We start from the raw sequence: 22,690 nt of genomic DNA on the forward strand, positions 1-22,690 counted from the left end.
TATGGATCACGCCACCCATGCCACACGTCGACACAATGCTGTCGAACCTCAGGCAGATCACTACAACGTCGTGATCATCGGGAGTGGCGCGGGGGGTGGTTCCCTGGCCCGTGCGTTAGCAGACGCAGGCCACTCAATTCTGATTCTGGAACGTGGAGGCTGGCTGCCAAGGGAGCCACAAAACTGGGATCCGGTCGAGGTGTTTCAGAACGATCGCTACGTCTCAACGGACCCGTGGCAGGACAAGCATGGCAACACATTTCAGCCGGGTAGTCATTACTTCGTCGGCGGTGCCTCCAAAATGTATGGGGCCGCTCACTTCCGATTGCGGGAGCGCGATTTCGAATCGGTGATGCATGTGGATGGCGAATCACCTGAATGGCCGCTGAAATACGACGTCTTCGAGCCGTATTACCGCAAAGCCGAGGAGTGGTATCACGTGCATGGTCTGCGGGGTGAGGACCCCACCGAACCACCAGCCTCCTCCGACTATCCCCATGCGCCCATCAGCCACGAGCCGCGCATGCAGAAGCTGGTGGATGACCTGCGCTCAGCAGGGCTGCATCCCTTTCATGCACCCACGGGAGTCGCCCTTGATGAGGCAAACCCTGCATTCAGCGCTTGCGTGCGCTGCAACCGCTGCGATGGATTTCCCTGCCTCGTGCATGCCAAAGGTGATGCGGAAGTGATGGGTGTCCGTCCTGCTCTTGATCACGACAACGTGTTCATGCTCACAGAAGCGGAGGTGCTTCGCCTGAACACCGATCTGAACGGTCGTCAGGTCACTGATGTTGTGGTGAGGCATCAGGGAGAAGAACGTCGTTTCAAAGGCGACATCGTGGTGGTTTCCGCTGGTGCCGCCAATTCGGCACGTCTGCTGCTGATGTCAGCCAACGATGCCCATCCCCGAGGCCTGGCCAACAGCTCCGATCAAGTTGGCAGAAATTACATGTATCACAACTGCAAAGCATTGGTGGCTCTCGCCCATGAGCCGAACACCACAGTCTTTCAAAAGACTGTTGCGCTCAATGACTGGTATTTCGGCGACAACGACTTCGACTTTCCTATGGGGAACGTGCAGATGACCGGCAAAACCAATGGGGCAATGATGAAAGGCTACAAGCCGCGACTCACCGCTTTAGCACCCACTTGGAGCATGGATAAGCTTGCTGAGCATTCGCTCGATTTCTGGCTTCAGACGGAAGATCTTCCACTGGCCAACAACCGGGTCACCATCAATTCAGAAGGTCAGATCAAGCTGAACTACACCCCAACCAACACACGGGCCTCCGAAGAACTGGTCAACAGACTGGAGAGATTACTCGACAAGCTGTACCTCAAAAATCATCTGGCCGAACGGCAGATCTATTTCGCCTCATCGATGAATCTCGCTGCCGTTGGCCATCAATCAGGCACATGTCGTTTCGGCACTGATCCCAGCACTTCAGTGTTGGACATCAACTGCCGCGCCCACGATCTGGACAATCTGTATGTGGTGGACACCAGCTTTTTCCCGAGCAGCTCAGCGGTGAATCCATCCCTGACAGCCATCGCCAATGCCATCCGAGTGGCAGACCATCTCAAGGAAAGGCTCGGCTGATCAGCCGAGCCAGGATTGAAGACGCGGCGCAATCAGCATCAAGTCAATGCTGATGGGCCCACCACCTGCAGTGATCAACACAAGGCACATCACCACATACATCGCAGCTTTCTCCCAACTTGGCGGTTCTCCCACTCCCATCGGTCCGGCGTAGTCCCCTTCTGGAATGAGATAAGGATCTGGCGCAATGAACGGAAAGCCACTCGTGATTTCCAGAACAACGGCGTAGACCATCGACACGGCAATGGCAACAGCCGCCAGAGGTGTGAGAAAGCCGAACATCAGGGCAATTCCACCGGCCCACATCGAAAAGGCCGAGAGGAAACAGAGCCAGGCCGGCGTCTGCATCGCCGTAGACCATGTTTTGAGGTTGACGAGTTTCGGCCAACCATGACGGATGAACACCAGGCCCGTGAACAGCCGCAACACCAGCAAACCGGCACCCGCAAGACCCTCAGGCGACGAGGGGGCAATCAGTGAGACAAGGTCCACCAGACACAAGCCTTTTTCCAAAACTACTGACGTTGAACGGAAACAATTGAATGATTCGCTTAAGAAGAAATCCAGAGGTGATGACCATCCGGATCACACAGCAACCGCCCGGATCCAGCCGCAGCAGCTTTGACCAGGATCTGCGCATACAAGGCATGCTGAGGCGGCAAAGCAGCCGATGTGGGTTGCAGAGGAGAAGGGCTGAGATATCTCAGAAATTCAACACCGAAAGGAGCACTACCGCTTAAGCCATGAATGGCCACCTTTGGGTTGATCACGCGATCCAAGCGCTCCTGTTCGGGCCCCTGATTGAGGCTGGCATATCGAAGTTGTAGGCCAAGATCCACGCCGTAAAACAACAAACTGCGGTCGCTATCACTGATCGCAATGGCCGTATGGTCCAGTCCCTGAAAGAGAGGACGGTCGTCCTGATGCCAGCGGGAATGCCCTTGATCGGGAGGAAACCAGAGCAGCTCCATGGCATGACCGGCAGCGTTGCGGAACTTCCATGCCGCCACGCCATTGGGTAACCACTGTGGTGCTTCGGAGATCGGAGCCACAAGAGGCATCAACTGCTCAGCAGCGCGTTGCATATCGCTGACCACAATGGCGACATGCTGAAACCAGAGGGTGTTGGAGGCGCCTGGATCGTGGGATTGAACCGTATCGACTCCCTCGAAGGAGACATAGTCGAGGCGTTCCTTGCCAAGTCGGTAATGATGAATAACCGCCTGCCCTTTGGTCAGAGCAAAACGTTGTTCAAGGGCCTCACCGTCCAGCAAGGATTGCCCCTGATCGACAGCCCCCAGAACCTCAAGCAGAGGATCAAGGCTTCCCGGCGCAGGCAAGGAAAAAGCAACGCCTTGAATCGATGCAGATGGACACTGAACATCTGCCATGCATGCGTCCTCCTTTCTGAGAATGTCTTAGCGCCATTTACGCACGAAGCGCTGACGGGATCTGCGAAACCAGCTATGGAGTGATTGCCCGATCATTCCTCTCATGCCCACACAGGTCCCAAAGGCGATGACCTCTCTGTGTCTGCGTGACAAGGTGATCGTTGTGACCGGAGGCAATTCGGGGATCGGCAAGGCCATTGTCGAAGCCGTTGGCGCTTTGGGCGCCAAGGTGGTCATTGACTACCGCTCGCATCCTGAGCGCACCGAAGCCTTGATCGATGAAATTGGTGAATTGGGTGGACAGGCCATTGGCATCCAAGCCGATGTGGCCAAACTTGAGGACATTCAACATCTCATCGACGTCGCGGTAACGACGTTCGGCAAGGTGGATGTGATGGTGAATAACGCCGGCATCGAGACCCGCACGTCGATTCTTGACACCACACCGGTGGATTTTGACAAGGTGATGAACGTCAACCTTCGCGGTGTGTTCTTCGCCACGCAATACAGCGCCAAACAGATGATTGCCCAAGGGAGCGGTGGGCGAATCATCAATATTTCCTCAGTCCATGAAGACTGGCCGATGCCAGACAACACTCCTTACTGCATTGCCAAAGGCGGCGTGCGCATGCTCACTCGCACAGCTGGTGTTGAACTGGCGAGCAAGGGGGTCTCCATCGTGAACGTCGGTCCTGGTGCTGTCGCCACACCAATCAACGACTCGACCATGAACAACCCTGAGCTGATGGCAAAGCTCAATGCGGCCATTCCCATGGGCCGCATGGCCCAACCGGAAGAAATCGCCTCGCTTGTGGCCTTCCTCGCCAGTGACGGAGCCAGTTACATGACAGCAACAAGCGTTTTCGCTGATGGTGGGATCATGATGAGCAGCCCAGGGCTCTGAACAGAGCAAGCCAACGTCGTCACGCAATCCACACCAGCGAGAAACACAGATCCAATACAGACACGGAAAAGAATTGCCCACTTATTCAATTAACAAACACAGACAACAGGCCAAGGAGCGACAAAACCCACCATGAGGAAACCACTGCTTATTGGATCCGCCTACATCGTTCTGGCCTTTCTAGCAAACACAACTCAGAGCGTATTTGGCAAATACGTCGAAAAAACTCTGCCAATCGAAGTGTTTTCGCTTGGAACATTCCTGGCCGCTTTCATACTTCTTATTCCAGTCATTATATCCCGAAATTTCAAAGATATTCCCACAAATAAAGGCCCCTTTCATCTACTCAGAGCCGTCACCGGCATGACAGGATTTCTGCTTTTCATCGCCGCTGCACAACTCACAACACTGGTCAACACCAATGTCTTGGTGAACACCACGCCGATCTTCATACCGATCTTGGCTTTGCTTGTCCTTCACCAACGAATTCCAGCTGCCGTATGGGTCGCAATCATAGCTGGATTCATTGGGGTGGTCATCATCGTGAGGCCTGATGCCAGTATTTTTGCCAACCCTGGCAATCTTGTTGCGCTGGCAGCGGGCTTGGTGACTGCCATTGAATTCCTGGTCGTCAATCATCTTGATGATACGGAGTCACCGCTCACACAACTCTTTTATTTCCTACTATTTGGCGTCTTCGCTCTCGGCTTGATTTCCATCAACAAGTTTCACTCAATACCCCAATCGGCATATTGGATCATCCTAGGCACAGGCCTATGCCTTCTGGCCTTTCAATTCCTCCTGATCAAGGCCTATCAGTTTGCCAAGCCACACGAAATCGGGGCATTTCAATATGTTTCTGTCATTTTTGCCGCAATCTACGGAATTATCTTTTTCAACGAGAGCATTCAGCTGGAAACCATCATCGGCGCAGCATTTGTCTGCAGTGGTGGAATCATCAGCATCACCGGATCCGGCACCGGGCAGAAAACTCACAGAGGGAGCGATCTGACCATAAACGGCTGAAAGACAACCCAAACAATGAGAGCCGAAGTTAACCATCTCGAGCAGGGCCGCTATTCAACCTTTCACGACCAGTACCGCAATTAACCTACGAGCGAAGAGCAAAAATGTAAACGCGATATCCAAGGATTATCCGAGAAGGTAACGCAACGAATTCCCTCTCCAATGTTGTTCATTGAGAGGAATCCAGCTGATGCCTCTGAACATGGCACTCGGAATCCCAACGTCATTGGCCCTGGGCTCATCGCGGACTCGACAAAGGCTGTTCCAACACTGATGTGAGCGATCCAGTCACACAGGGAACACCAGGGGCAAATGACAAAGTTCGGCCAACCCATCGGCGTCAGGTCAGCCGAGTTCAGTAACGACTCGTGGGACCCAGCTGAACAGACATGACAGCGGCCAAGACCAATACGGTCGAAGAAACTAGGATCCCGTAGGGAAGGGGGCATGGCGGAATCGGTAGACGCACGCGACTTAAAATCGCTTGGGCCGAAAGGCCTGTGGGGGTTCAAGTCCCCCTGCCCCCACCACCAACCTTCAGGACGGCAACAACGCAGCAAGTTTGGTTCGGAAGTCTCCCTTGGGCATGCCGCCCTTCAGTTCCCCTTCAATTGAGAAATCACCGTCAGGATTGCTCACAAGCAGATACGTCGGCCAGCCCATACCCTCCTTGCTGGGGTACTGCTTGAGCAGGATTTTCCGGTATTTCCGATACATCTCCGTGTCCTGAAGCATCACGGAAATGAAGCTGCAGCCAAGGTCCTCAGCCACCTTGCTGTCGTAATGACTCATGCGGTGACAGGTTCCACAATCTTCAGAGCTGAACTTGATCAGATGCATCGGCGACGGCCCATGACAGGATCTCTCCAGCATGGAAAGGAACCAGTCCGTTCACAAGTTCCGGCACAAGATGATCACGCCGTTCCAAAATGACTCGGCCACTGTTGACTGGAAGGTTGTAGAACTCCGGCCCATTCAGGCTGGTGAAGGCTTCCAGATGGGCCAGGGCACCCTCCTCATCAAACACCTGGGCGTAACTCTCGAGAGCGAAGGGCGCATTGAAAATTCCGGCACAACCACAGGAGGACTCTTTCGAGGCCCGCTCGTGCGGTGCTGTATCGGTTCCCAAAAAGAAGCGGGGGTCTGCACTTGTAGCCGCACGGCGCAGGGCCTGACGGTGACATTCCCGCTTGGCCACAGGGAGGCAGTAAAAATCGCTTCTTAGCCCTCCAGCAAACATCGCGTTGCGGTTGATGTGGAGATGGTGGGGGGTGATGGTGGCGGCGAGGTGGCGGTCCACTGAGCTGACGTATTGCACCGCCTGCTCGGTGGTGATGTGCTCGAACACAACCTTCAGCTCTGGGTGGCGCTCCCGCAGCGGGGCCAAATGGCGTTCGATGAACACCGCCTCGCGGTCGAAGATATCGATTTCGGCGTCCGTGACTTCGCCATGGATCAACAACGGCATGCCGATCCGGGCCATCGTCTCCAGCACGGGATCAATCTGCAGCAGATCCGTCACCCCTGCTGCTGAATTGGTGGTGGCATTGGCTGGATACAGCTTTGCCGCGGCAAAGACGCCCTCTCGAAATCCTCTCTCCAGCTCAGAGGGATCGATCGTGTCTGTGAGGTACGCCGTCATCAAAGGCGTGAACTCCAGATCGGCGGGGCATGCGAGCCGAATGCGCTCGCGATAGGCCTGGGCTGCAGCCACAGAGGTGACCGGGGGGCGCAGGTTAGGCATCACGATCGCCCGCTGAAAACGATGGGCTGTATGGGGCACAACCTGGGTCAGCATCTCGCCGTCCCGGAGATGCACATGCCAATCATCCGGAGCGATGATCGAGATCCGGTCAGTCATTCAGCGGCAAACCGTTCACGGCAAGGCGCAAGGCATCGAGGCGATCAGCACTGATGTGGCTTTGGGGAACCCGTTCTAACAACTTCAGCTTCTGAAGACGCTTCTCTGTGCTGCCCGTCGCACCGACCAAAAACACCTTGCGTCCCTCTTCAATCGCTTCCTTGACGGCATTCTCCAGGGCGATCGCAGCGGTGACTCCCAGGTGGGAGACCTCGGAGAGATCGAAGACCACCGCCTGACAATTGCCAATGGCGTTGTGCTCACGCGAGATGGCCTTGGCCACGCCAAAGATCATCGGCCCGGCGAGCTGAAACAAGAGAACCTTGCCAGAAGCCTGATCCAGCAGCACCTGCTCTTCATTGGTCAGCTCCACATCATCATCGGCGGTGCTGATCGTTTTCACTTTTCTGGACTGCAGGGCGCTCATCCGATCAATGGTGAGCACGTTGGCCACGAAAACTCCGATGCCCACTGCCGTGATGAGATCCACCAGCACCGTGAGCGCAATCACGCCGTAGGTGATCACCGCAGCTTTCACTGAGAGATGGTGGGCCCGTTGAAGAAAATCCCAGTCGATGATGTCGATGCCCACTTTCAGGGCAATCCCCGCAAGCACGGCGAGGGGAATCGTGGAGGCGAGGGGGGCGGCGGCCAGAACGACCACCATCAGAATCAACGCCCGGACAATTCCAGACAGGGCTGAACGCCCACCGGCCTGGATGTTGACCACGGTGCCCATGGTGGCTCCTGCTCCAGGCAGGCCTCCGAAGACACCAGAAGCAATGTTGGCCAAACCCTGACCCACAAGTTCCTTGTTGGAGTTGTGCTCGGTGCGGGTGAGGCTGTCAGCGACGACAGAGGTCAACAGTGCATCAATACAACCCAGCATGCCGAGCACAGCAGCATCCACAAACATCAGGCGCAGCTGGCCACCTGAAAATGTGGGGGCGTGCAGGCTGGGGAGCTCGGCCGTGAACGGAGGAATGGTTTTAAGGCCAGCGTCGTGGAACAACGTCATCGAAAGAACCGTCCCCAACACCAGAGCCAGAAGCTGAGGCGGGCAGAAACGCTTGACGCTGGCAGGGGTGAACCAGAGGATCGCGACGGTGATCACAGCCAGCGCCAGCTCCATCGGCTGAACGCCTGAGATCAAACCCGGCAAATTGGACAGGGTTCCCATAACCCCACCCGATGCGGTCTGACCAAGGAAGGCCGGCAACTGGAGGATCACAAGGATGGCTCCGATCCCCGACATGAAGCCGGAGATCACCGTGTAAGGCATCTGGGTCACATAACGGCCCAGACGGAAGACGCCGAAGAGGATTTGGAACAGACCCGCCAGGATGACCACGGTGAACGCCATGGCCATCGCCGTCTCCTTGTCGGGAGCCGTGGCGGTGAAGCTCAGGATCACAGAGGTGAACACCACGGTCATTGGACCGGTGGGTTCAGAAATCAAGGTGGGTGTGCCACCGAAGACGGCGGCGACCAAGCCGATGATCACGGCGCCCCAAAGCCCTGGGGCTGGATCACCGGTTGCGGCAACCCCGAAGGCCAGGGCCATCGGAAGGGCAATCACGGCAGCTGTCACGCCACCAAAGGCGTCGCCGCGCAGATTGCTCGTGGAAATCCGATTCAACAAGAGTCCTGGCACTGAACCGCAGCGTCTGACATTAGGTGGAGTCGCGGCAAAGCAGAATCCCCACACACTCGATCTCTTCCCATGCCTGAATTTGTCCAGGCCGCGATCCAAGTGCTGCTGGGCATCGGTCTGCTGTTCGGCGGAGGTGAGCTGTTTGTGCAGGGGGCCGTCGCCATGGCGGTGATCTCCGGCATCCCCCAGCTCGTGATCGGGCTCACGGTGGTTTCACTCGGCACCAGCGCCCCTGAACTGTTCGTGAGCCTGAGTTCGGTGCTGCAAGGGGCTGATGCCCTTGCCGTGAGCAATGTGGTGGGAAGCAATATCTTCAACGTGATGGTGGTGCTGGGCAGCAGCGCCCTCGTGCTGCCGCTGCGCGTGGAGAGCCGTCTGGTGCGGCGCGATGTGCCCCTGATGATTGCGATATCAGCGGCGGTCTGGGGAATGGCCTCCGCTGGACGGGTCACATGGCAGGCCGGTGTCGCCCTGCTGCTGGGGCTGGTGATCAACACCATCTGGGAGATCCGAACAGCCCGCGAGCAACCGGATGACAGTGAAGGGGCCGAACCGGAGATCGAAGCCGATGCGGCCAGCGGTGGTTGGCGCATCGCCGTGCTCCGCCTGCTCGCTGGAATCCTCATCCTCACGATTGGATCAAGGGTGCTTGTGAGCGGCGCCACATCAGCAGCAACGCTTTTAGGCGTCAGTGAAACGGTGATTGGCCTCACCATCGTGTCGGCAGGAACCTCCATGCCGGAACTGATCACCTCACTGGTGGCAGCCTTGCGAGGGCGTACCGATCTGGCCATCGGCAACGTGGTGGGGAGTTGCCTGCTGAATCTGCTTCTGGTGCTGGGTGGAGGCGCCCTGGCCGCAGCAGGACGCGGCCTCGAAGTCAGCCCGGAACTGATCCAGGAGGATCTGCCTGTGATGCTGCTCACCAGCCTGGCCTGCATGCCGATCTTCTGGACCAAAGGTCGTATCAGTCGTTTGGAAGGAGGGCTGCTTCTTGGTTTCTATCTGCTGTACATCGTCGACAACGTGCTTCCGCGCACGATGCTCTCCAGCTGGTCGGATGAATTCCGCTTGGTGATGCTTTGCCTGGTGATCCCTGTGGCAATGGTGGTGATCATCACGCAAGCCGTGAGGTACTGGAGAACAAGGCACTAAGCCGGACCAGGGCGGGACGGGACAGGTTGTATTTCCTCATCAAAGGATGACCGACTGATCCAACGTGTTCATCCTTGAGGCAAGTAATGCTCGGCTTGCCGATGCTTGAGCTGCTGCCCCCGCTCAACGACAAAAATCTTCCCTGGATCGATGTCATCCACCCCATCGTTGTTCACTTCGTGATCGCGATGGCTCTGATCACAGTCGTATTCGATGTCATCGGTGTCATCAGCAGCAAGAAGAACCTGTTTGAGGTGAGCTTCTGGAACCTGATCGTGGCCACCATGGCGATCTTCGTGGCCATTATCTTCGGCCAGGTCGAAGCCGGTCTCGCCAATCCCTACGGCGCCTCACGGGACATCCTCAATGTCCACAGCACCATTGGCTGGTGCTTGGCGGGTGTGCTGGCCCTGCTGACGGGCTGGCGTTATGTCGCACGGCAGAAGGATCCGACGATCCTGCCCAGGGGCTTTCTCGTTCTCGACGTCATGCTGACAGGTCTTGTGATCACGCAGGTCTATCTCGGCGACAAGCTGGTGTGGGTTTACGGACTCCACACGGTCCCGGTTGTTGAAGCCATCCGTCAGGGAGTGGTGTCGTGATTGCCTTTGCCGCGTTCGCATCGCCGATCAACGACATCGCCGACTCCCTCGGCTCCAACACCCTTCCCTACGCGATCCCTCTGCACCCCAACCTGGTGCACCTGAGCATCGGCCTGTTTGCAATCGCCATCGCCTTTGACGTCGCCGGTGCGTTCTATCCGTTGGAGAAAAGGGTGTTCCGCTTTCTGGCTTTGCCGGTGACCCGCAGTGGCTTCCACGACGTGGGCTGGTACAACCTCGTGGCCTGCAGCGGCATCAGCTTCTTCACCGTGGCTGCGGGGTTCTACGAAATGCTGCTGGCGGTTCCGTTGCCGGGCGTTCGCAGCCTGCTGGGCCAAACCGCCATCGACACGATGCTCTGGCATGCCATCGGGGGCGTGGCGATTCTGCTGGTGATGGTGGCCATGACGATCTGGCGTGGTTACCAACGGTTTGTCTGGCGCAAGGACATGGGCCGTCAGGTCACCTGGCTGTATCTGCTCTGTGGCGCCGCCATGCTGCTGGTGATGGGACTCCACGGCAGCCTCGGCGCCTGGCTGGCCAGTGACTTCGGGGTGCACGTCACCGCAGACCAGTTGCTGGCAGCCGGCGCCGATCTGCAGGAAGCCTTGCCATGACCACATCCGCTCCCAAGAACGGCCCGAACGTCGGCGCCATCGTGATCATCAGCATCGCGGTAGCGATCAATCTGGTGATCGCCAAACTGATGGCCACGTGGTCCTACAGCTGGTTCCCACCCCAGGCCTCCAGCGCAGCCTCTTACGTCGACGATCTGTTCGCCCTGGAGACCGGCATCGGCTCCTTCATCTTCTTCGGCTGCACCGGCGTGATGGGCTGGGTCCTGTTGTTCAACAGAGCCGGCAAATACGACGAGAGCGACGGGGCACCCATCGAGGGAAACACCAAGCTGGAGATCATCTGGACGATCATCCCTCTGGTGACGGTCTTCGCGATCGCCGCCTACACGATGAACGTGAACATGAAGCTTCAGACCCTCGGTCCGAAGCACAAGTACGCCATCGGCAGCGATCCCACCACGCTGGTGAGCTTCGACCCCACGGCCGAAATCGGACCGATTGATGTGATTGCCCGCCAGTGGAGCTGGGAGTTCGTCTACCCCAGCGGCGTGCGCAGTTCTGAACTGCACCTGCCTGTTGATCAACGGGTGAATCTCCGGTTGATCTCGCAAGACGTGCTGCACAGCTTCTATGTGCCGGCCTTCCGGCTGAAGCAGGACATCATTCCCGGCAGCATCATTTCCTACAGCCTCACCCCCACCAAAGAGGGCAGGTTCCGGTTACGGGACGCCATGTTCAGCGGCGCTTACTTCTCCCAGAACCAGACCGACGTCATCGTCGAATCCGAGCAGACCTACGACGGCTGGCTGAAGGCAACAGCCAAACAACCCTTGCAGCCCGGCCTCGATCCAGGACGGCCGCTGTACGACCGACGCCTCAGTCGGGGAGACAAGGGCTGGGCCACGGTGCCGCCAGCTCCTGCCCCGATGGTGAACGACCCCGGCGATCCCTCCCTCCCCCACGACGCCTGAGACGCGCCATGACCTCCACGAACTACGACCCGCGCATCCTCAAGGCCCCCCACCCGGTCCCCGGTGCCCCGGACAACTGGAAGCGCTTCTTCAGTTTCAACACCGATGCCAAGGTGATCGGCATCCAATACATCGCCACGTCACTCTTTTTCCTTCTGGTGGGAGGACTGCTGGCCATGATCGTGCGCGGTGAGCTGATCACACCACCGGCAGATCTGGTGGATCCCACCGTCTACAACGGCCTGTACACCATGCACGGAACAGTGATGCTGTTCCTGTTCCTCTTCCCGATCCTCAACGGCTTCAACAACCTGTTGATCCCCACAATGATCGGCGCGCCAGACATGGCGTTTCCGAAGCTGAACGCGGCAGCTTTCTGGCTGGTGCCGGTGTTCGCCACGGTGCTGATGGGGAGCTTCTTCGCCCCCGGTGGACCGGCATCTTCGGGCTGGTGGTCCTACCCACCGATGAGTCTTCAGAACCCGCTTGGACACTTCATCAATGGTGAATTCCTCTGGATCCTGGCGGTGGCTCTGTCGGGCATCTCTTCGATCATGGGTGCCATCAATTTCGTGACGACGATCATCCGTATGCGGGCCCCGGGCATGGGATTTTTCAAAATGCCGGTGTATGTCTGGACCGCCTGGGCTGCCCAGACCATCCAACTGGTGGGACTGCCTGCCCTCACCGGTGGTGCGGTGATGCTGCTGTTCGACCTCAGCTTTGGCACGAGCTTTTTCCGGCCTGAAGGTGGGGGAGATCCGGTGCTGTTCCAGCACTTCTTCTGGTTCTATTCCCACCCCGCCGTGTACGTGCTGGTGCTTCCGGTGTTCGGCATCTTCTCCGAACTGTTCCCGGTGTACGCCCGAAAGCCTTTGTTCGGCTACCGCTTCGTGGCGCTCGCCTCCTTCGGCATCACCTTCCTCAGTCTGATCGTGTGGGCCCACCACATGTTCTACACCGGCACGCCGAACTGGATGCGCCATGTCTTCATGTTCACCACAATGCTGATCGCCGTTCCCACCGGGGTGAAGGTGTTCGCCTGGCTGGGAACGCTCTGGCGAGGCAATCTTCGCCTCAACACGCCGATGCTGTTCTGTCTCGGTGGCCTGTTCAACTTCATCTTCGCGGGGATCACGGGGGTGATGCTGGCCACCGTGCCGATCGACATTCATGTGGGCAACACCTACTTCGTGGTGGCCCACTTCCACTATGTGATCTTCAACACGATCGCCTTTGGTGTGTTCGCCGGCATCTATCACTGGTTCCCCAAATTCACAGGCCGGATGTACTACGAAGGCTTGGGCAAAGTGCACTTTGGGCTCACCTTCATCGGGGCCACCCTCAATTGGCTCCCTTTGCACTGGGCTGGGCTGCTGGGAATGCCGCGTCGTGTGGCCTCCTATGACCCGGAATTCGCCATCTGGAACGTGATCGCCAGCATCGGGGCATTCATGCTCGGTGTCGCTTCGATCCCCTTCATTCTCAACATGGTGAGTTCCTGGGCCCGGGGGCCGCAGGCACCCCCCAACCCCTGGCGAGCCATCGGACTGGAATGGCTGCTGCCCTCGCCGCCACCTGCCGAAAACTTCGAGGACGACATCCCCACAGTGATCAGTGAGCCCTACGGCTACGGGCTGGGTCACCCCCTCGTTGAGGACGAGGAGTTCTACGTGCGCCGTTCCCAGGAGGCCTGACCGATGACCAGTGTCAATCCCGATCTCAAGCTCAATCACACGCCGGGGCATGTGAAGCACGACGGCCACAACATGACCGGGTTCGTGATTTTCCTTTGCTCCGAAAGTGTCATTTTCCTTGCCTTCTTCGCCGGCTATGCAGTGCTGAAGCTGACAGCTCCTCAATGGCTGCCTGACGGAGTGGAAGGGCTGGAGGTGCGCATGCCTCTGATCAACAGCGTGGTGTTGGTGAGCTCCAGTTTCGTGGCCTATTTCGCCGAGCGTTATCTGCACAAGGGCAACCTCTGGGGCTTCCGTGCGGTATGGCTTCTCACCATGGCCATGGGCTCCTACTTCGTTTTTGGCCAATACCTCGAGTGGTCAGAACTCAGCTTCAGCCTCAGCAGCGGCGTGTTCGGGGGACTGTTCTATCTGCTCACAGGCTTTCACGGCCTGCATGTGATCACCGGAATTGGGTTGATGGGCCTGATGTTGGCGCGATCTTTTGTCCCAGGGAACTACGACAAAGGCGAGATGGGCGTCGCTGCAGTGAGCCTGTTCTGGCACTTCGTCGACGTGATCTGGATTCTTCTCTTCCTTCTGATCTACGTGTGGCAGTAACATCGTAATGAGAACAACAGACGAGCTCATCTACATCACCAAACCGATCCAAATGGGCCATTCGTTGAGATACGCACAAAGAAAAGAGTTCTTTTAAAGCGGCAATCGCCACCCACCACTTCACGATTGCAGCTCTTGAATACCCTCAAGCCAATAGAAATCAGAATCCCCGAACAAAGCCCACAAGATCATTACATCGCTCTTTTCCATTCATTCCCAATTACTGAACACAAATCAACCCGTATTCAATCAATACAGTCACAACTCCCGCGAAGAAATGAATGAAGCACCGGATACTACACTAGCAATCATTATATTGAAGAATCTCAATCAATCTGCGTGATGCACAGAAAAAATACACAGTCAGCCTTTCAGCGAAACGTTCTTAATTGTTTGATTTGAGTGCAATGAGGGCTTGTCAACCTTTCCAGCATTGACTGTTGCGTGCTGCCAGAACGAACCAGCAGCTTCCTTACAGAACTCGTGGCATTTGTTGAGCCATGGCGAGCCATCGGCATGGTCCGCCCTCTGTCGAGAAAAACCTTCGGACGCAAATCCTTACCAACTTGCCCCGATGGAACCGCCATTCAAGTGATCGTCGCAATCGATGTTGACGCACTTCGTCTGGCAGCGACCGGCTCCCATAGCGGAATCGAGGCCTGACAAACCCTCCCCCAAAGCTGACAACCGAATCATTTGCATCTGTCATCGGAGTTCTATGGCTCAGTCTTTATTTGTTGTTTTCAGCACGCCAACAGCGATCTGGTTGAGAACGACAAGACACGCAGCGGCGGCCAAGACAGCAAGAAAGGGTGCTAATCCAGCTGCCATCAACGCCGTACTTCCAGCAAAGCCCAAGAACACCCACGCAAAAACAGCCTCTCTTCTCTCTGCCTTATTCATCAGAAGGATTCAAGTTGGAATCAGCATGCCTGTAGCAACGCGATCCCTCATCCCCCAACTGAGGGAGGAATGAAGGCAAACCATCAGCCTGTGCTGCTGTTCCACAGCCAGAACAGTCCACCACTGGTTCACCCCGGTCTCGAAGACACCATCACGAGATACGGTCGCATGGAAGAGCTGGCCGATGAACTGAACACAACGGGGCCGACATCCGTGGAGCACACCCAAGACAACGTCCCAACGTTCGATGTCGCGGCGTGCGTATCAAGTGATGCACCATGCACCTCGCCGCCATGGCTACGAAGAAAGTGCTCCAGGGACGGCCCGAACCACACTGGGGCGGCGGAACCATCCACTTCGAGGTCTTTTGGCCGGTGGTTTCGCTTGTCCTTCCAGCTCAGCCCGCATCAGGCGAACAACCCATCTTCTCTGCCGAGTCGGCGCCTCAATTCTGCACTGGTTCACCAATGCGACCCTCCCAAAGCTGCTATCAACAAGGAATGCTGCGTTCTGATCCGATGCGCATTGCTGCGCTGCTACCGCTCCTGCTGGTGATCCCAACACTTGTGTTGGCACAGGAATCGAAGGTCACGGCCGAAGGCATGTCGGAAGAATTTGCGATTGCCGAAGCCTTGCGCGAAGTTCCCAAAGGTGCGTCTGTGATTGATACCTCTTGCAGGACCCAAGACGTTGGAGGGTCGACCCGGTACTGGTGCACGCTCACGTTCACCGATTAGCTGATCGACGCCACAGATGAAGTGCTGGCAGGTCATCAGCACGAGTCGTGATCAGGCGCTAAGGGCCACTGTTCTTGAACCCATCTGGCAGGGAACACAGCCTGGGTCACACACCAGCTTCAGGCTGGTATCGGCGGAAAGAATGTTCAGCCCCTGGAGTTGGTAATTGGTTGCACCAGGGATTTGTCTTGCCTCGGTCAAGGGGAGGTGCGGAACCCGCCTTCTCTTTGAACACTGCTCAGCAATCAGCTCTTGGGCCTTCCAGCATCCACCCACGTCGCGACAAGCGAGTTCAGATTTTTTTTCGATTCTGAGAATCTTAAAAATCAAGAATGTTGCGATACCAGCTGCGATGGCTGCAGGCAGAAGCGTGACGAACGGTGCCACAAGAAAGCATGCAAGCACGCCCACCATGAAAATTCCACGTTGCGAATTCGCAGGGATGGCATAGCCGCATAGCCCATGCTTGCTGCCCATTCACATGCCGCTTTTTCCTCTTTGCTCAAACCAGAGAATGCAGGTTTTTTCTGGGTTTCCCTCATTCTGACCTTGCCTCTAGCTTCAATCTAAGCGTGTGCGAAGAAGTGCAGCGATGCCATCCAGAGCGGGGATGCAGCTCACCTGAGCCCGAAGCCTGCATTGACGCCGTTGACATCATGAACCATCTCGACATCCCACCCCTTAAGAGCTTGTGACGGGATCTTCATCCATCCAGAGACACGTTGACCCTGAGTACACCTGAATGTTGACCAAAGACCTTCTCCAAACATGAAGTCGCGAATACGCTGGATCGACGAACCCCTATCAAGCAAGTGAACCATTTTCTGCTGATCTGCCTTGCGGTTTTGCTTTCACCATCAGCCCATGCGTTTGAGGCCAACAAAAACTCAGAGGCGGCCTTGGCAGGTTATCAACAATGCCTGTCTGACAAAAGACAAGCACACGCAAAACGGGAGCTTGAATACACTCTATGCATGAGCAAAACATACGTCACTGACTTCACCTATTGCCAGCCCCCCGGACCATTCTTTGACGGTGCAGAGTCTGAAACATGCAAATCAGAATTCGGAATCAACAGTGACTAAACAATCATTCAAGACGACACTCACCTCACTTATTTTTCAAAATAGGCGGCTCCGTAGATCCTCTCTCCCTCGGCCCATAGCGGGTGTTAAAACAAAGATTTCTGTTGTTGCTAGAGATACAGAATTTTCATTGTGCTCTTGATGCAGCGTCGATACTTTCTTGCATTCGCCGCCTTCTCAGGGCTTGGCAAACTGTCATTCGGCTTGCCTCGACGCTCGAGAGCAGCTCGTGTTGTGCCGTTGCCCCCAACGCTGGATGATCAGACGTCACGATTGGCCAAAGAACTGCTGCACCATCTCCAGCAACGGGGTTACGAGCTGACGGCCCCTCTTCCTCTAGTGACAGAACATTCCTTTAATGGTGGCCTGCAATTTGATGATGAAATCAAGGGGAGCTCTTCTGGGCATATTGTGATTCAGCCAGCGGCCCGAGTCGACGACATCAAGCAGAAAGACAGGATCGGTGTTCTGCCACTGTTTCACATCATCAATTTTGATCAGAGCAAAGGCAGCACGGGCTTTCTTCCTCTGGATCAGACCTTCAATTTCTTGATTCGTCACCTTGGCTTAGAGCCCAGTCGGCTGAGATTCACAGGGACTGACAGAGCCCTTTTCCTCTTTCCTTTTCTTGCTGAGCATGGAATTGTCGAATCGCAGGTGCGACTGGTGGACTGGGACAAAGCCCGGGCTCTAGGCACTGGATCCGGATACTTCGAACCCAAAGGTGATCCCCGCTCCCCCTCCTTCAACACGCTTTCGATTGAATATCTCCTTGATGACGGCAGCGAACTTGAAATTGGCGAAATCACTCTGACGGATGACCGTCCCGCTGCTGTACGGAGTGCTGGATTTGGTTTGGAGCGACTCAGCTTCGCCCGTGGTGATCGTTTAACCAAGTGGCATGAAACATTGCCTGCTTTCCGCCGTGCGGTTGAACGTGACGCCCGCCGACAGAGTCTGCCTCTACCAGCGGGCTACTTCGAGATTCTGGGTCGTTCAACGTCAGGCTGAATTCTGACTGGTGTTGGCCATACCTCCGGCGCGCCACTCCTACTCAGGTGGTGTTCATGCTGATTGTCAGCTGACTGTCGAGCACCTCACACTGAGCACGCGTCCAGTAGCCGAGGTTCTGCCGGTCGTGCCACTTTGTCGTCCAGAGAAGCTGACGAGCTCGCGGTCATCGACAAAAGGCCAATTCCCCACTGTCCTTGATGCAGTGCACGTACCAGACAAGATCGACGGTGGACCTGATGGCCTGTTGCGAGGGAGGCGTTCAAATCCAGAAGATCTACCTACCTTTTGAGAAGACGACCTGCGTCGGATCGGTGCGTGACACTGACGTGACACAACCCAAAAACAGCCCCTTCAATCATCGTTTGCTGCAGCAGGCGCTCTCTCCTGATTTACGTCTGGCAGTCAACCCATGATCATCGACGACAACCATTACGACGTCATCGTTATCGGCAGTGGTGCAGGAGGGGGAACGCTGGCGGGAGCCCTGAGCTGTCAAGGCAAGAGCGTGCTGGTGCTGGAGCGGGGCGGAGCGATGGCCCTCGAAGACCAAAACGTCGCCGACGTGGATCTGTTCCGCAAAGATCGCTATCACCCCAAAAGTGAGCGCTGGTTCGGCCCCGACGGCGATCCCTTTGCTCCGCAAACCACCTACGCGCGCGGTGGCAACACCAAGATCTGGGGCGCAGTTCTGGAACGGATGCGTGAACAGGATTTCAGCGAAATTGCTCTTCAGGACGGCATCTCACCGGCATGGCCCCTGGAGTACGACGCGCTGGCGCCCTACTACCAACAAGCCGAACAGCTGTATCGGGTTCACGGCAAGGCAGGCGTGGATCCCACCGAACCCAGCCGCAAGGGAGATTTCCTGGCACCGCCCAAGCCGATCGAACCCTTTCTCGAACCCCTGCGAAGCGCCCTACAGCGGCAGGGCTGTCAGCCTTATGACATCCCGATCAGCTGGTCGGACGATGCGGACGATCCCAGCGGTGATTCCCAGCTGTTTGGACTGCAGGTGGCTGACCCAAAACGGCTCACTGTGCGGGACAACGCTCGGGTGTTGCGCTTGCACGTGAATCCCAGTGGCCGAGCCATTCGGGGCGTGGAAGCGGAGGTGAACGGCGATGCCTGGTTGTTCAGCGGAGACGTGGTGGTGCTCGCCGCAGGGGCGATCAACACCCCTGCCATCTTGATGCGCTCAGAAAATGCCCACCATCCCAAAGGCATCAGCAACGGATCCGATCAGGTGGGCCGGAATCTGATGAATCTGCAGCTCACCTCAATCCTGCAGCTGGCCACGGAACGCAACAGCGGCCGCTACGGGCGTTCTCTGGGTATCAACGACTACTACTGGGGAGACAAGAACGTCAGGTTCCCCCTGGGGCACATTCAGGCCGCCGGTGGCGTGCTGCAGGACGCGCTCTTCGCCGAGTCACCACCGGTTCTCTCACTGGTCACCAAGCTGATCCCCGATTTCGGATTGGAGCGCCTGGCCTCCCGCTCGGTGGCCTGGTGGGCCATGACCGAAGTGCGCCCGGATCCCCACAACAAGGTGTGGCTCAACAATGAGCAGATCCGGATCAACTACATCCCCAACAACCGCGAAGCCCACGACCGGCTGGTGTATCGCTGGATCGACACCCTCAAGGAGGTGGAAAACGACCCGATGACGCAAGTGGTGATGAAAGCGCCCACCCATGCCCGTGGTGAGGCCCCTCTCAGTGTTGTTGGCTTTGGCTGCGGCACCTGCCGCATGGGTGAAGACGCCGCCAGTTCTGTGGTGGACCCTCAGGGCAAATGCCATGAACTCGAGAACCTCTACATCGCCGACAGCAGCGTTTTTCCCAGTTGCCCAAGCGTTGGCCCTGGCCTCACCGTGATCGCCCTGGCGCTGCGGCTTGCCGATCACCTGTCCTGACCGTGGACCAGGGCAAGCTGGGATTACATCGTCACAAACTCTTCGGACACGGAGGGATGCAGGGCCATGGTGCGATCAAAATCCGCTTTGGTGGCGCCCATCCCAACCGCAATCGCCGCCATCTGAATGATTTCAGCCGCATGCTCTCCCACCATGTGGCAGCCCAGCACCTGATCGGTTTGCTTCGCCACCACGAGCTTGAGCAGACAGCGAGGACCTGAGCCTGGCAGCGCCCGTGCCATCGAACGGAAGCGGGCACGATGAACAACAACGCCGTCCTCACCATGCTGATCGATGGCCTGCTCTTCAGATAGGCCAACGGTCGCCAGCTCTGGATCGCTGAACACGGCACTGGCCACCAGATCGTGGTTCACCTGGCGCTGACGCGAACCGTAGACGCTGTCGGCGAAAGCACGACCTTCATCAATGGCCACAGGGGTGAGGTTGACCCGATCGGTGACATCACCGACGGCATGAATATGGGGAACCGAGGTGCAGGAGTTGGCATCGACCTTGATCCGCCCGTTATCGACCGCAACACCAGCAGCCTCCAGACCCAGATCCGCAAGCCAGGGGCGACGGCCAGTGGCCATCAACACCCCCCCGCAATCAAGGGACTGACCATCCCCCAGCCGCGCCGTTAGCGCCCCGGGATTCCCCTCCACAGCCGCCACCGTCTGCTCCAACAGCACCTCAATGCCCTGATCACGCATGCCATCCAGCACGGCATCCGCCAACTCGGCATCAAAGCCGCGCAGCAGCCGAGGCCCCCGCACCACCTGGGTGACCGCAACACCAAGGCCCCGCAGGATGCAGGCAAATTCACAGGCAATGAAGCCTGCGCCCACCACCACCACCGCGGCAGGAACATCTTCGAGCAGGAACATGTCGTCACTGACCCAGGTGTGTTCAAGGCCTGGGATCTCCGGCCGGGCCGGACGGCCACCCACCGCCACCAGGAACCGCGGGGCTGCAAGCTCCTGTTGAACAGGCCCGCCACGTCGGTCGGAAAGGCCGATGCGGTCGGCTGCCGTGAAGCGCCCCCAGCCGGAGATCAACTGCACGCCGGCCTTGTCCAGAAATCCCAGGTGGAGTGCATTGAGCCGATCCACCTCGGCGCGCACCCGACGCAAGAGATCAGGCACATCGGAACGCGCAGATTGAATCTGCAGTCCGTAGGCCGAAGCATCCTCCAGTTGATGGCGGGCCTGGGCGCCGTACACCAAAAGCTTCTTGGGAACACAGCCCCGGATCACGCAGGTGCCTCCGACGCGATCTCCCTCCACGATCGCGACACGAGCCCCATGGCTGGCAGCGCGTTTTGCAGCGGCAAGTCCACCGGACCCTGCCCCGAGAACAATCAGATCCAGATCAGCACCCATGGCACCCGTTGGCTTCCATCAACGTCTTAGCGAAGAGGATTGACCGAAAGGACGGGCGCATTCCTGGAGATGGCGATAGTCTCCAGGGAAGTGGGCTGAAGCAGCCCAAGACGAGTTGGTCGTATTTCAACCGCGTCCTTAAACCATGAACCGTTCTTCCAAGCGCCGCAGGCAGACGCCTGACCCTGAACTGCAGCGAAAACAGTCGCAACGACGCGACATCGTGATGCTGATCACCAGCGACGACATGAAGCTTCGGCTCAAGCAGCTCGCTGATGAGGGCCGCCAGCAGGACTGTCTGGCACTGATGCACGAACTGGGTGACTGGCAGTCCTATGGACGGATCACGCTTGCGCCGATCCTGCATGCCCCCTACATCGGAATCAGCTGAACCTCTGAGTTGGCCGGAACTGGCTGGCTTGGCGAAGGCGGAACCGGATCGAGTCGAAGGGCCCACCAATGCCCAGTCCACCTTGCGCCTGTTCGGAAAGCCTGAATCCAGCGTGATGGTCACGCTTTACCGCGATATTCACGCCTGGTGTCCTTACTGCCAGAAAATCTGGCTCTGGCTTGAGTTCAAGCGCATCCCCTACCGGATCCGCAAAGTCACCATGCGGTGCTACGGCCCGAAGGAGCCGTGGTTCCTGGAGAAAGTGCCATCGGGGATGTTGCCGGCCCTGGAGCTCAATGGGCGATTGATCACCGAAAGCGACGATATCCTGCTCGCCCTCGAACAACAGTTCGGCCCCCTCGGCATGGCGATGACATCGCCGGAAGCCCTTGAGCTGCGCCGTCTTGAACGGCTGCTGTTTCAGGCTTGGTGCATCTGGCTGTGTTCACCAAGGCTTCGCCCCAGGCAACAGGTCTTGGCCCGAGAGCAATTTCAAGACATCGCGCAGCGCTTCGAACAGGAGCTGACGCGGGGAGAGGGACCGTGGCTGCGGGGGCCGGAGCCGCAGACCGTGGATCTGATCTTTGTTCCCTACGTGGAACGGATGAATGCCTCGCTGGCCTACTACAAGGGATACCGGCTGAGGGCTGAGCATCCAGCCATTGACCGCTGGTTCCGCGCCCTCGAGCAACTGGAGACCTACCGCGGCACCCAAAGCGACTTCCACACCCATGCCCATGACCTGCCTCCCCAGATGGGCGGCTGCTGGTCGGACGATGGAGCGGAAGCGCAACGCCTGGCCGAACCGATCGACCGAGGTGATGGCCTTGGCGAGGACGAAGCCTGCTGGGATGAGGTGAATCAATCCGATCAGGCCGCCATCGCCCTCAGCCGGGTACTGCGTCACCAGCAGCGGCTGAGGGACGTGAATCCCATGGGAGCTGCAGCTTTTGACCAGCCTCTGCGCTGTGCCCTGACCCGGTTGATCCGCAACACGCCCTGCCCACCGCCAGCGGGGAGTGCCGCCGGGCTCCGCTACCTGCGCGATCGCATTTCGGTGCCAAGGGACATGCCGCTCCCGGCAGCGCGTCTGCTGCGTCAGGCCCTCGAAGCCACCGCCCAGCTGGATGGGCCTGAACAAGCCAAACCTTTGCCGGTGAGGGATCGCTTTGATCAGGATCCACGCCCCTTCCTGATTCGGTCATAGTGCGGGGGCGCCAACGC

At 57.6% G+C, this 22,690-nt stretch carries 23 protein-coding genes and 1 tRNA gene; 16 read left to right on the forward strand and 8 right to left on the reverse strand.

Annotated elements, in window-relative coordinates; genetic code table 11:
• The first annotated feature begins 1 nt into the window (after position 1).
• Positions 2 to 1,600, forward strand: coding sequence for a GMC oxidoreductase (locus KR52_RS10985; RefSeq protein WP_051834356.1), 1,599 nt, complete (start codon positions 2 to 4; stop codon positions 1,598 to 1,600).
• On the opposite strand, the gene KR52_RS10990 is transcribed toward KR52_RS10985, so the two are convergent.
• Both KR52_RS10990 and KR52_RS10995 read right to left on the reverse strand, forming a co-directional pair.
• Positions 1,601 to 2,092 carry a DoxX family protein gene (locus tag KR52_RS10990; protein ID WP_051834432.1) on the reverse strand — a complete coding sequence of 164 codons (492 nt, stop codon included), beginning with the start codon at positions 2,090 to 2,092 and terminating at the stop codon, positions 1,601 to 1,603.
• A 59-nt stretch (positions 2,093 to 2,151) separates the two neighbouring features.
• Entirely contained in the window at positions 2,152 to 2,940 is a 789-nt protein-coding gene (locus KR52_RS10995) for a VOC family protein (RefSeq protein ID WP_253912393.1), read from the reverse strand.
• 178 nt (positions 2,941 to 3,118) lie between these two features.
• Between KR52_RS10995 and KR52_RS11000 the strand changes: the two genes are divergently transcribed.
• The 3 genes from KR52_RS11000 to KR52_RS11010 all read left to right on the forward strand — a co-directional run bounded on the left by KR52_RS11000 (position 3,119) and on the right by KR52_RS11010 (position 5,451).
• Positions 3,119 to 3,895: an SDR family NAD(P)-dependent oxidoreductase gene (locus tag KR52_RS11000; RefSeq protein WP_038555819.1), complete on the forward strand. Its 777-nt coding sequence runs from the start codon at positions 3,119 to 3,121 to the stop codon at positions 3,893 to 3,895.
• Positions 3,896 to 4,027: 132 nt separating this feature from the next.
• Positions 4,028 to 4,921 (forward strand): DMT family transporter, encoded by an 894-nt coding sequence (locus KR52_RS11005; RefSeq protein WP_038555822.1) that lies wholly within the window; start codon positions 4,028 to 4,030, stop codon positions 4,919 to 4,921.
• A gap of 441 nt (positions 4,922 to 5,362) precedes the next feature.
• A tRNA-Leu gene (locus tag KR52_RS11010) sits at positions 5,363 to 5,451 on the forward strand.
• A gap of 7 nt (positions 5,452 to 5,458) precedes the next feature.
• On the opposite strand, the gene KR52_RS11015 is transcribed toward KR52_RS11010, so the two are convergent.
• The 3 genes from KR52_RS11015 to KR52_RS11025 are packed head-to-tail and all read right to left on the reverse strand — an operon-like array spanning position 5,459 to position 8,424.
• Positions 5,459 to 5,761, reverse strand: coding sequence for a thioredoxin family protein (locus KR52_RS11015; RefSeq protein WP_038555825.1), 303 nt, complete (start codon positions 5,759 to 5,761; stop codon positions 5,459 to 5,461).
• Positions 5,736 to 6,782, reverse strand: a complete 1,047-nt coding sequence (gene pyrC / locus KR52_RS11020; RefSeq protein ID WP_038555828.1) for a dihydroorotase — start codon at positions 6,780 to 6,782, stop codon at positions 5,736 to 5,738. The genes KR52_RS11015 and pyrC overlap by 26 nt, the downstream gene beginning before the upstream one ends.
• Positions 6,775 to 8,424: a SulP family inorganic anion transporter gene (locus KR52_RS11025; protein ID WP_038555831.1), complete on the reverse strand. Its 1,650-nt coding sequence runs from the start codon at positions 8,422 to 8,424 to the stop codon at positions 6,775 to 6,777. The genes pyrC and KR52_RS11025 overlap by 8 nt, the downstream gene beginning before the upstream one ends.
• 81 nt (positions 8,425 to 8,505) lie before the next feature.
• On the opposite strand from KR52_RS11025, the gene KR52_RS11030 reads away from it, so the two are divergent.
• The 6 genes from KR52_RS11030 (at position 8,506) to KR52_RS11055 (ending at position 14,039) form a co-directional block, all read left to right on the forward strand.
• Positions 8,506 to 9,591: a calcium/sodium antiporter gene (locus KR52_RS11030; RefSeq protein WP_038555834.1), complete on the forward strand. Its 1,086-nt coding sequence runs from the start codon at positions 8,506 to 8,508 to the stop codon at positions 9,589 to 9,591.
• A 101-nt stretch (positions 9,592 to 9,692) separates the two neighbouring features.
• Positions 9,693 to 10,193, forward strand: coding sequence for a DUF2231 domain-containing protein (locus tag KR52_RS11035; protein WP_038557280.1), 501 nt, complete (start codon positions 9,693 to 9,695; stop codon positions 10,191 to 10,193).
• Complete coding sequence (locus KR52_RS11040; RefSeq protein ID WP_038555837.1) at positions 10,190 to 10,810, forward strand: DUF2231 domain-containing protein; 621 nt, start codon at positions 10,190 to 10,192, stop codon at positions 10,808 to 10,810. The genes KR52_RS11035 and KR52_RS11040 overlap by 4 nt, the downstream gene beginning before the upstream one ends.
• Positions 10,807 to 11,742, forward strand: a complete 936-nt coding sequence (locus tag KR52_RS11045) for a cytochrome c oxidase subunit II (RefSeq protein WP_038555840.1) — start codon at positions 10,807 to 10,809, stop codon at positions 11,740 to 11,742. The genes KR52_RS11040 and KR52_RS11045 overlap by 4 nt, the downstream gene beginning before the upstream one ends.
• An 8-nt stretch (positions 11,743 to 11,750) precedes the next feature.
• On the forward strand, positions 11,751 to 13,439 hold the full coding sequence (locus KR52_RS11050; protein ID WP_038555843.1) for a cbb3-type cytochrome c oxidase subunit I: 1,689 nt from the start codon (positions 11,751 to 11,753) through the stop codon (positions 13,437 to 13,439).
• 3 nt (positions 13,440 to 13,442) lie between these two features.
• Positions 13,443 to 14,039, forward strand: a complete 597-nt coding sequence (locus KR52_RS11055) for a heme-copper oxidase subunit III (RefSeq protein ID WP_038555846.1) — start codon at positions 13,443 to 13,445, stop codon at positions 14,037 to 14,039.
• Positions 14,040 to 14,762: 723 nt separating this feature from the next.
• Here KR52_RS11055 and KR52_RS11060 read toward each other — a convergent pair.
• The gene (locus tag KR52_RS11060; RefSeq protein ID WP_038555850.1) at positions 14,763 to 14,942 is read right to left on the reverse strand and encodes a hypothetical protein; all 180 of its coding nucleotides are present in this window, start codon (positions 14,940 to 14,942) and stop codon (positions 14,763 to 14,765) included.
• 278 nt (positions 14,943 to 15,220) lie between these two features.
• On the opposite strand from KR52_RS11060, the gene KR52_RS13960 reads away from it, so the two are divergent.
• On the forward strand, positions 15,221 to 15,679 hold the full coding sequence (locus KR52_RS13960; protein WP_051834357.1) for a hypothetical protein: 459 nt from the start codon (positions 15,221 to 15,223) through the stop codon (positions 15,677 to 15,679).
• Positions 15,680 to 15,730: 51 nt separating this feature from the next.
• Here the strand turns inward: KR52_RS13960 and KR52_RS11070 are convergent, their stop codons facing one another.
• A complete protein-coding gene (locus KR52_RS11070) occupies positions 15,731 to 16,156 on the reverse strand; it encodes a hypothetical protein (protein ID WP_038555853.1) in 426 nt (141 codons plus the stop codon).
• A gap of 335 nt (positions 16,157 to 16,491) precedes the next feature.
• On the opposite strand from KR52_RS11070, the gene KR52_RS14485 reads away from it, so the two are divergent.
• The 3 genes from KR52_RS14485 to KR52_RS11090 all read left to right on the forward strand — a co-directional run bounded on the left by KR52_RS14485 (position 16,492) and on the right by KR52_RS11090 (position 19,693).
• Entirely contained in the window at positions 16,492 to 16,764 is a 273-nt protein-coding gene (locus tag KR52_RS14485; protein WP_156957720.1) for a hypothetical protein, read from the forward strand.
• A 273-nt stretch (positions 16,765 to 17,037) separates the two neighbouring features.
• Complete coding sequence (locus tag KR52_RS11080) at positions 17,038 to 17,775, forward strand: hypothetical protein (RefSeq protein WP_038555859.1); 738 nt, start codon at positions 17,038 to 17,040, stop codon at positions 17,773 to 17,775.
• A gap of 412 nt (positions 17,776 to 18,187) precedes the next feature.
• Positions 18,188 to 19,693, forward strand: coding sequence for a GMC oxidoreductase (locus tag KR52_RS11090; RefSeq protein WP_038555865.1), 1,506 nt, complete (start codon positions 18,188 to 18,190; stop codon positions 19,691 to 19,693).
• Positions 19,694 to 19,716: 23 nt separating this feature from the next.
• On the opposite strand, the gene gorA is transcribed toward KR52_RS11090, so the two are convergent.
• The gene (gene gorA / locus KR52_RS11095) at positions 19,717 to 21,075 is read right to left on the reverse strand and encodes a glutathione-disulfide reductase (RefSeq protein ID WP_038555867.1); all 1,359 of its coding nucleotides are present in this window, start codon (positions 21,073 to 21,075) and stop codon (positions 19,717 to 19,719) included.
• A gap of 145 nt (positions 21,076 to 21,220) precedes the next feature.
• Here gorA and KR52_RS11100 point away from each other — a divergent pair, with 145 nt between their 5' ends.
• Both KR52_RS11100 and KR52_RS11105 read left to right on the forward strand, forming a co-directional pair.
• The gene (locus tag KR52_RS11100) at positions 21,221 to 21,466 is read left to right on the forward strand and encodes a hypothetical protein (RefSeq protein WP_038555871.1); all 246 of its coding nucleotides are present in this window, start codon (positions 21,221 to 21,223) and stop codon (positions 21,464 to 21,466) included.
• Positions 21,441 to 22,673 (forward strand): glutathione S-transferase family protein, encoded by a 1,233-nt coding sequence (locus KR52_RS11105; protein ID WP_038555874.1) that lies wholly within the window; start codon positions 21,441 to 21,443, stop codon positions 22,671 to 22,673. Before KR52_RS11100 ends, KR52_RS11105 begins: the two co-directional genes overlap by 26 nt.
• Positions 22,674 to 22,690 lie beyond the last annotated feature (17 nt).

Source organism: Synechococcus sp. KORDI-52, assembly GCF_000737595.1.
Taxonomy (GTDB): domain Bacteria; phylum Cyanobacteriota; class Cyanobacteriia; order PCC-6307; family Cyanobiaceae; genus Parasynechococcus.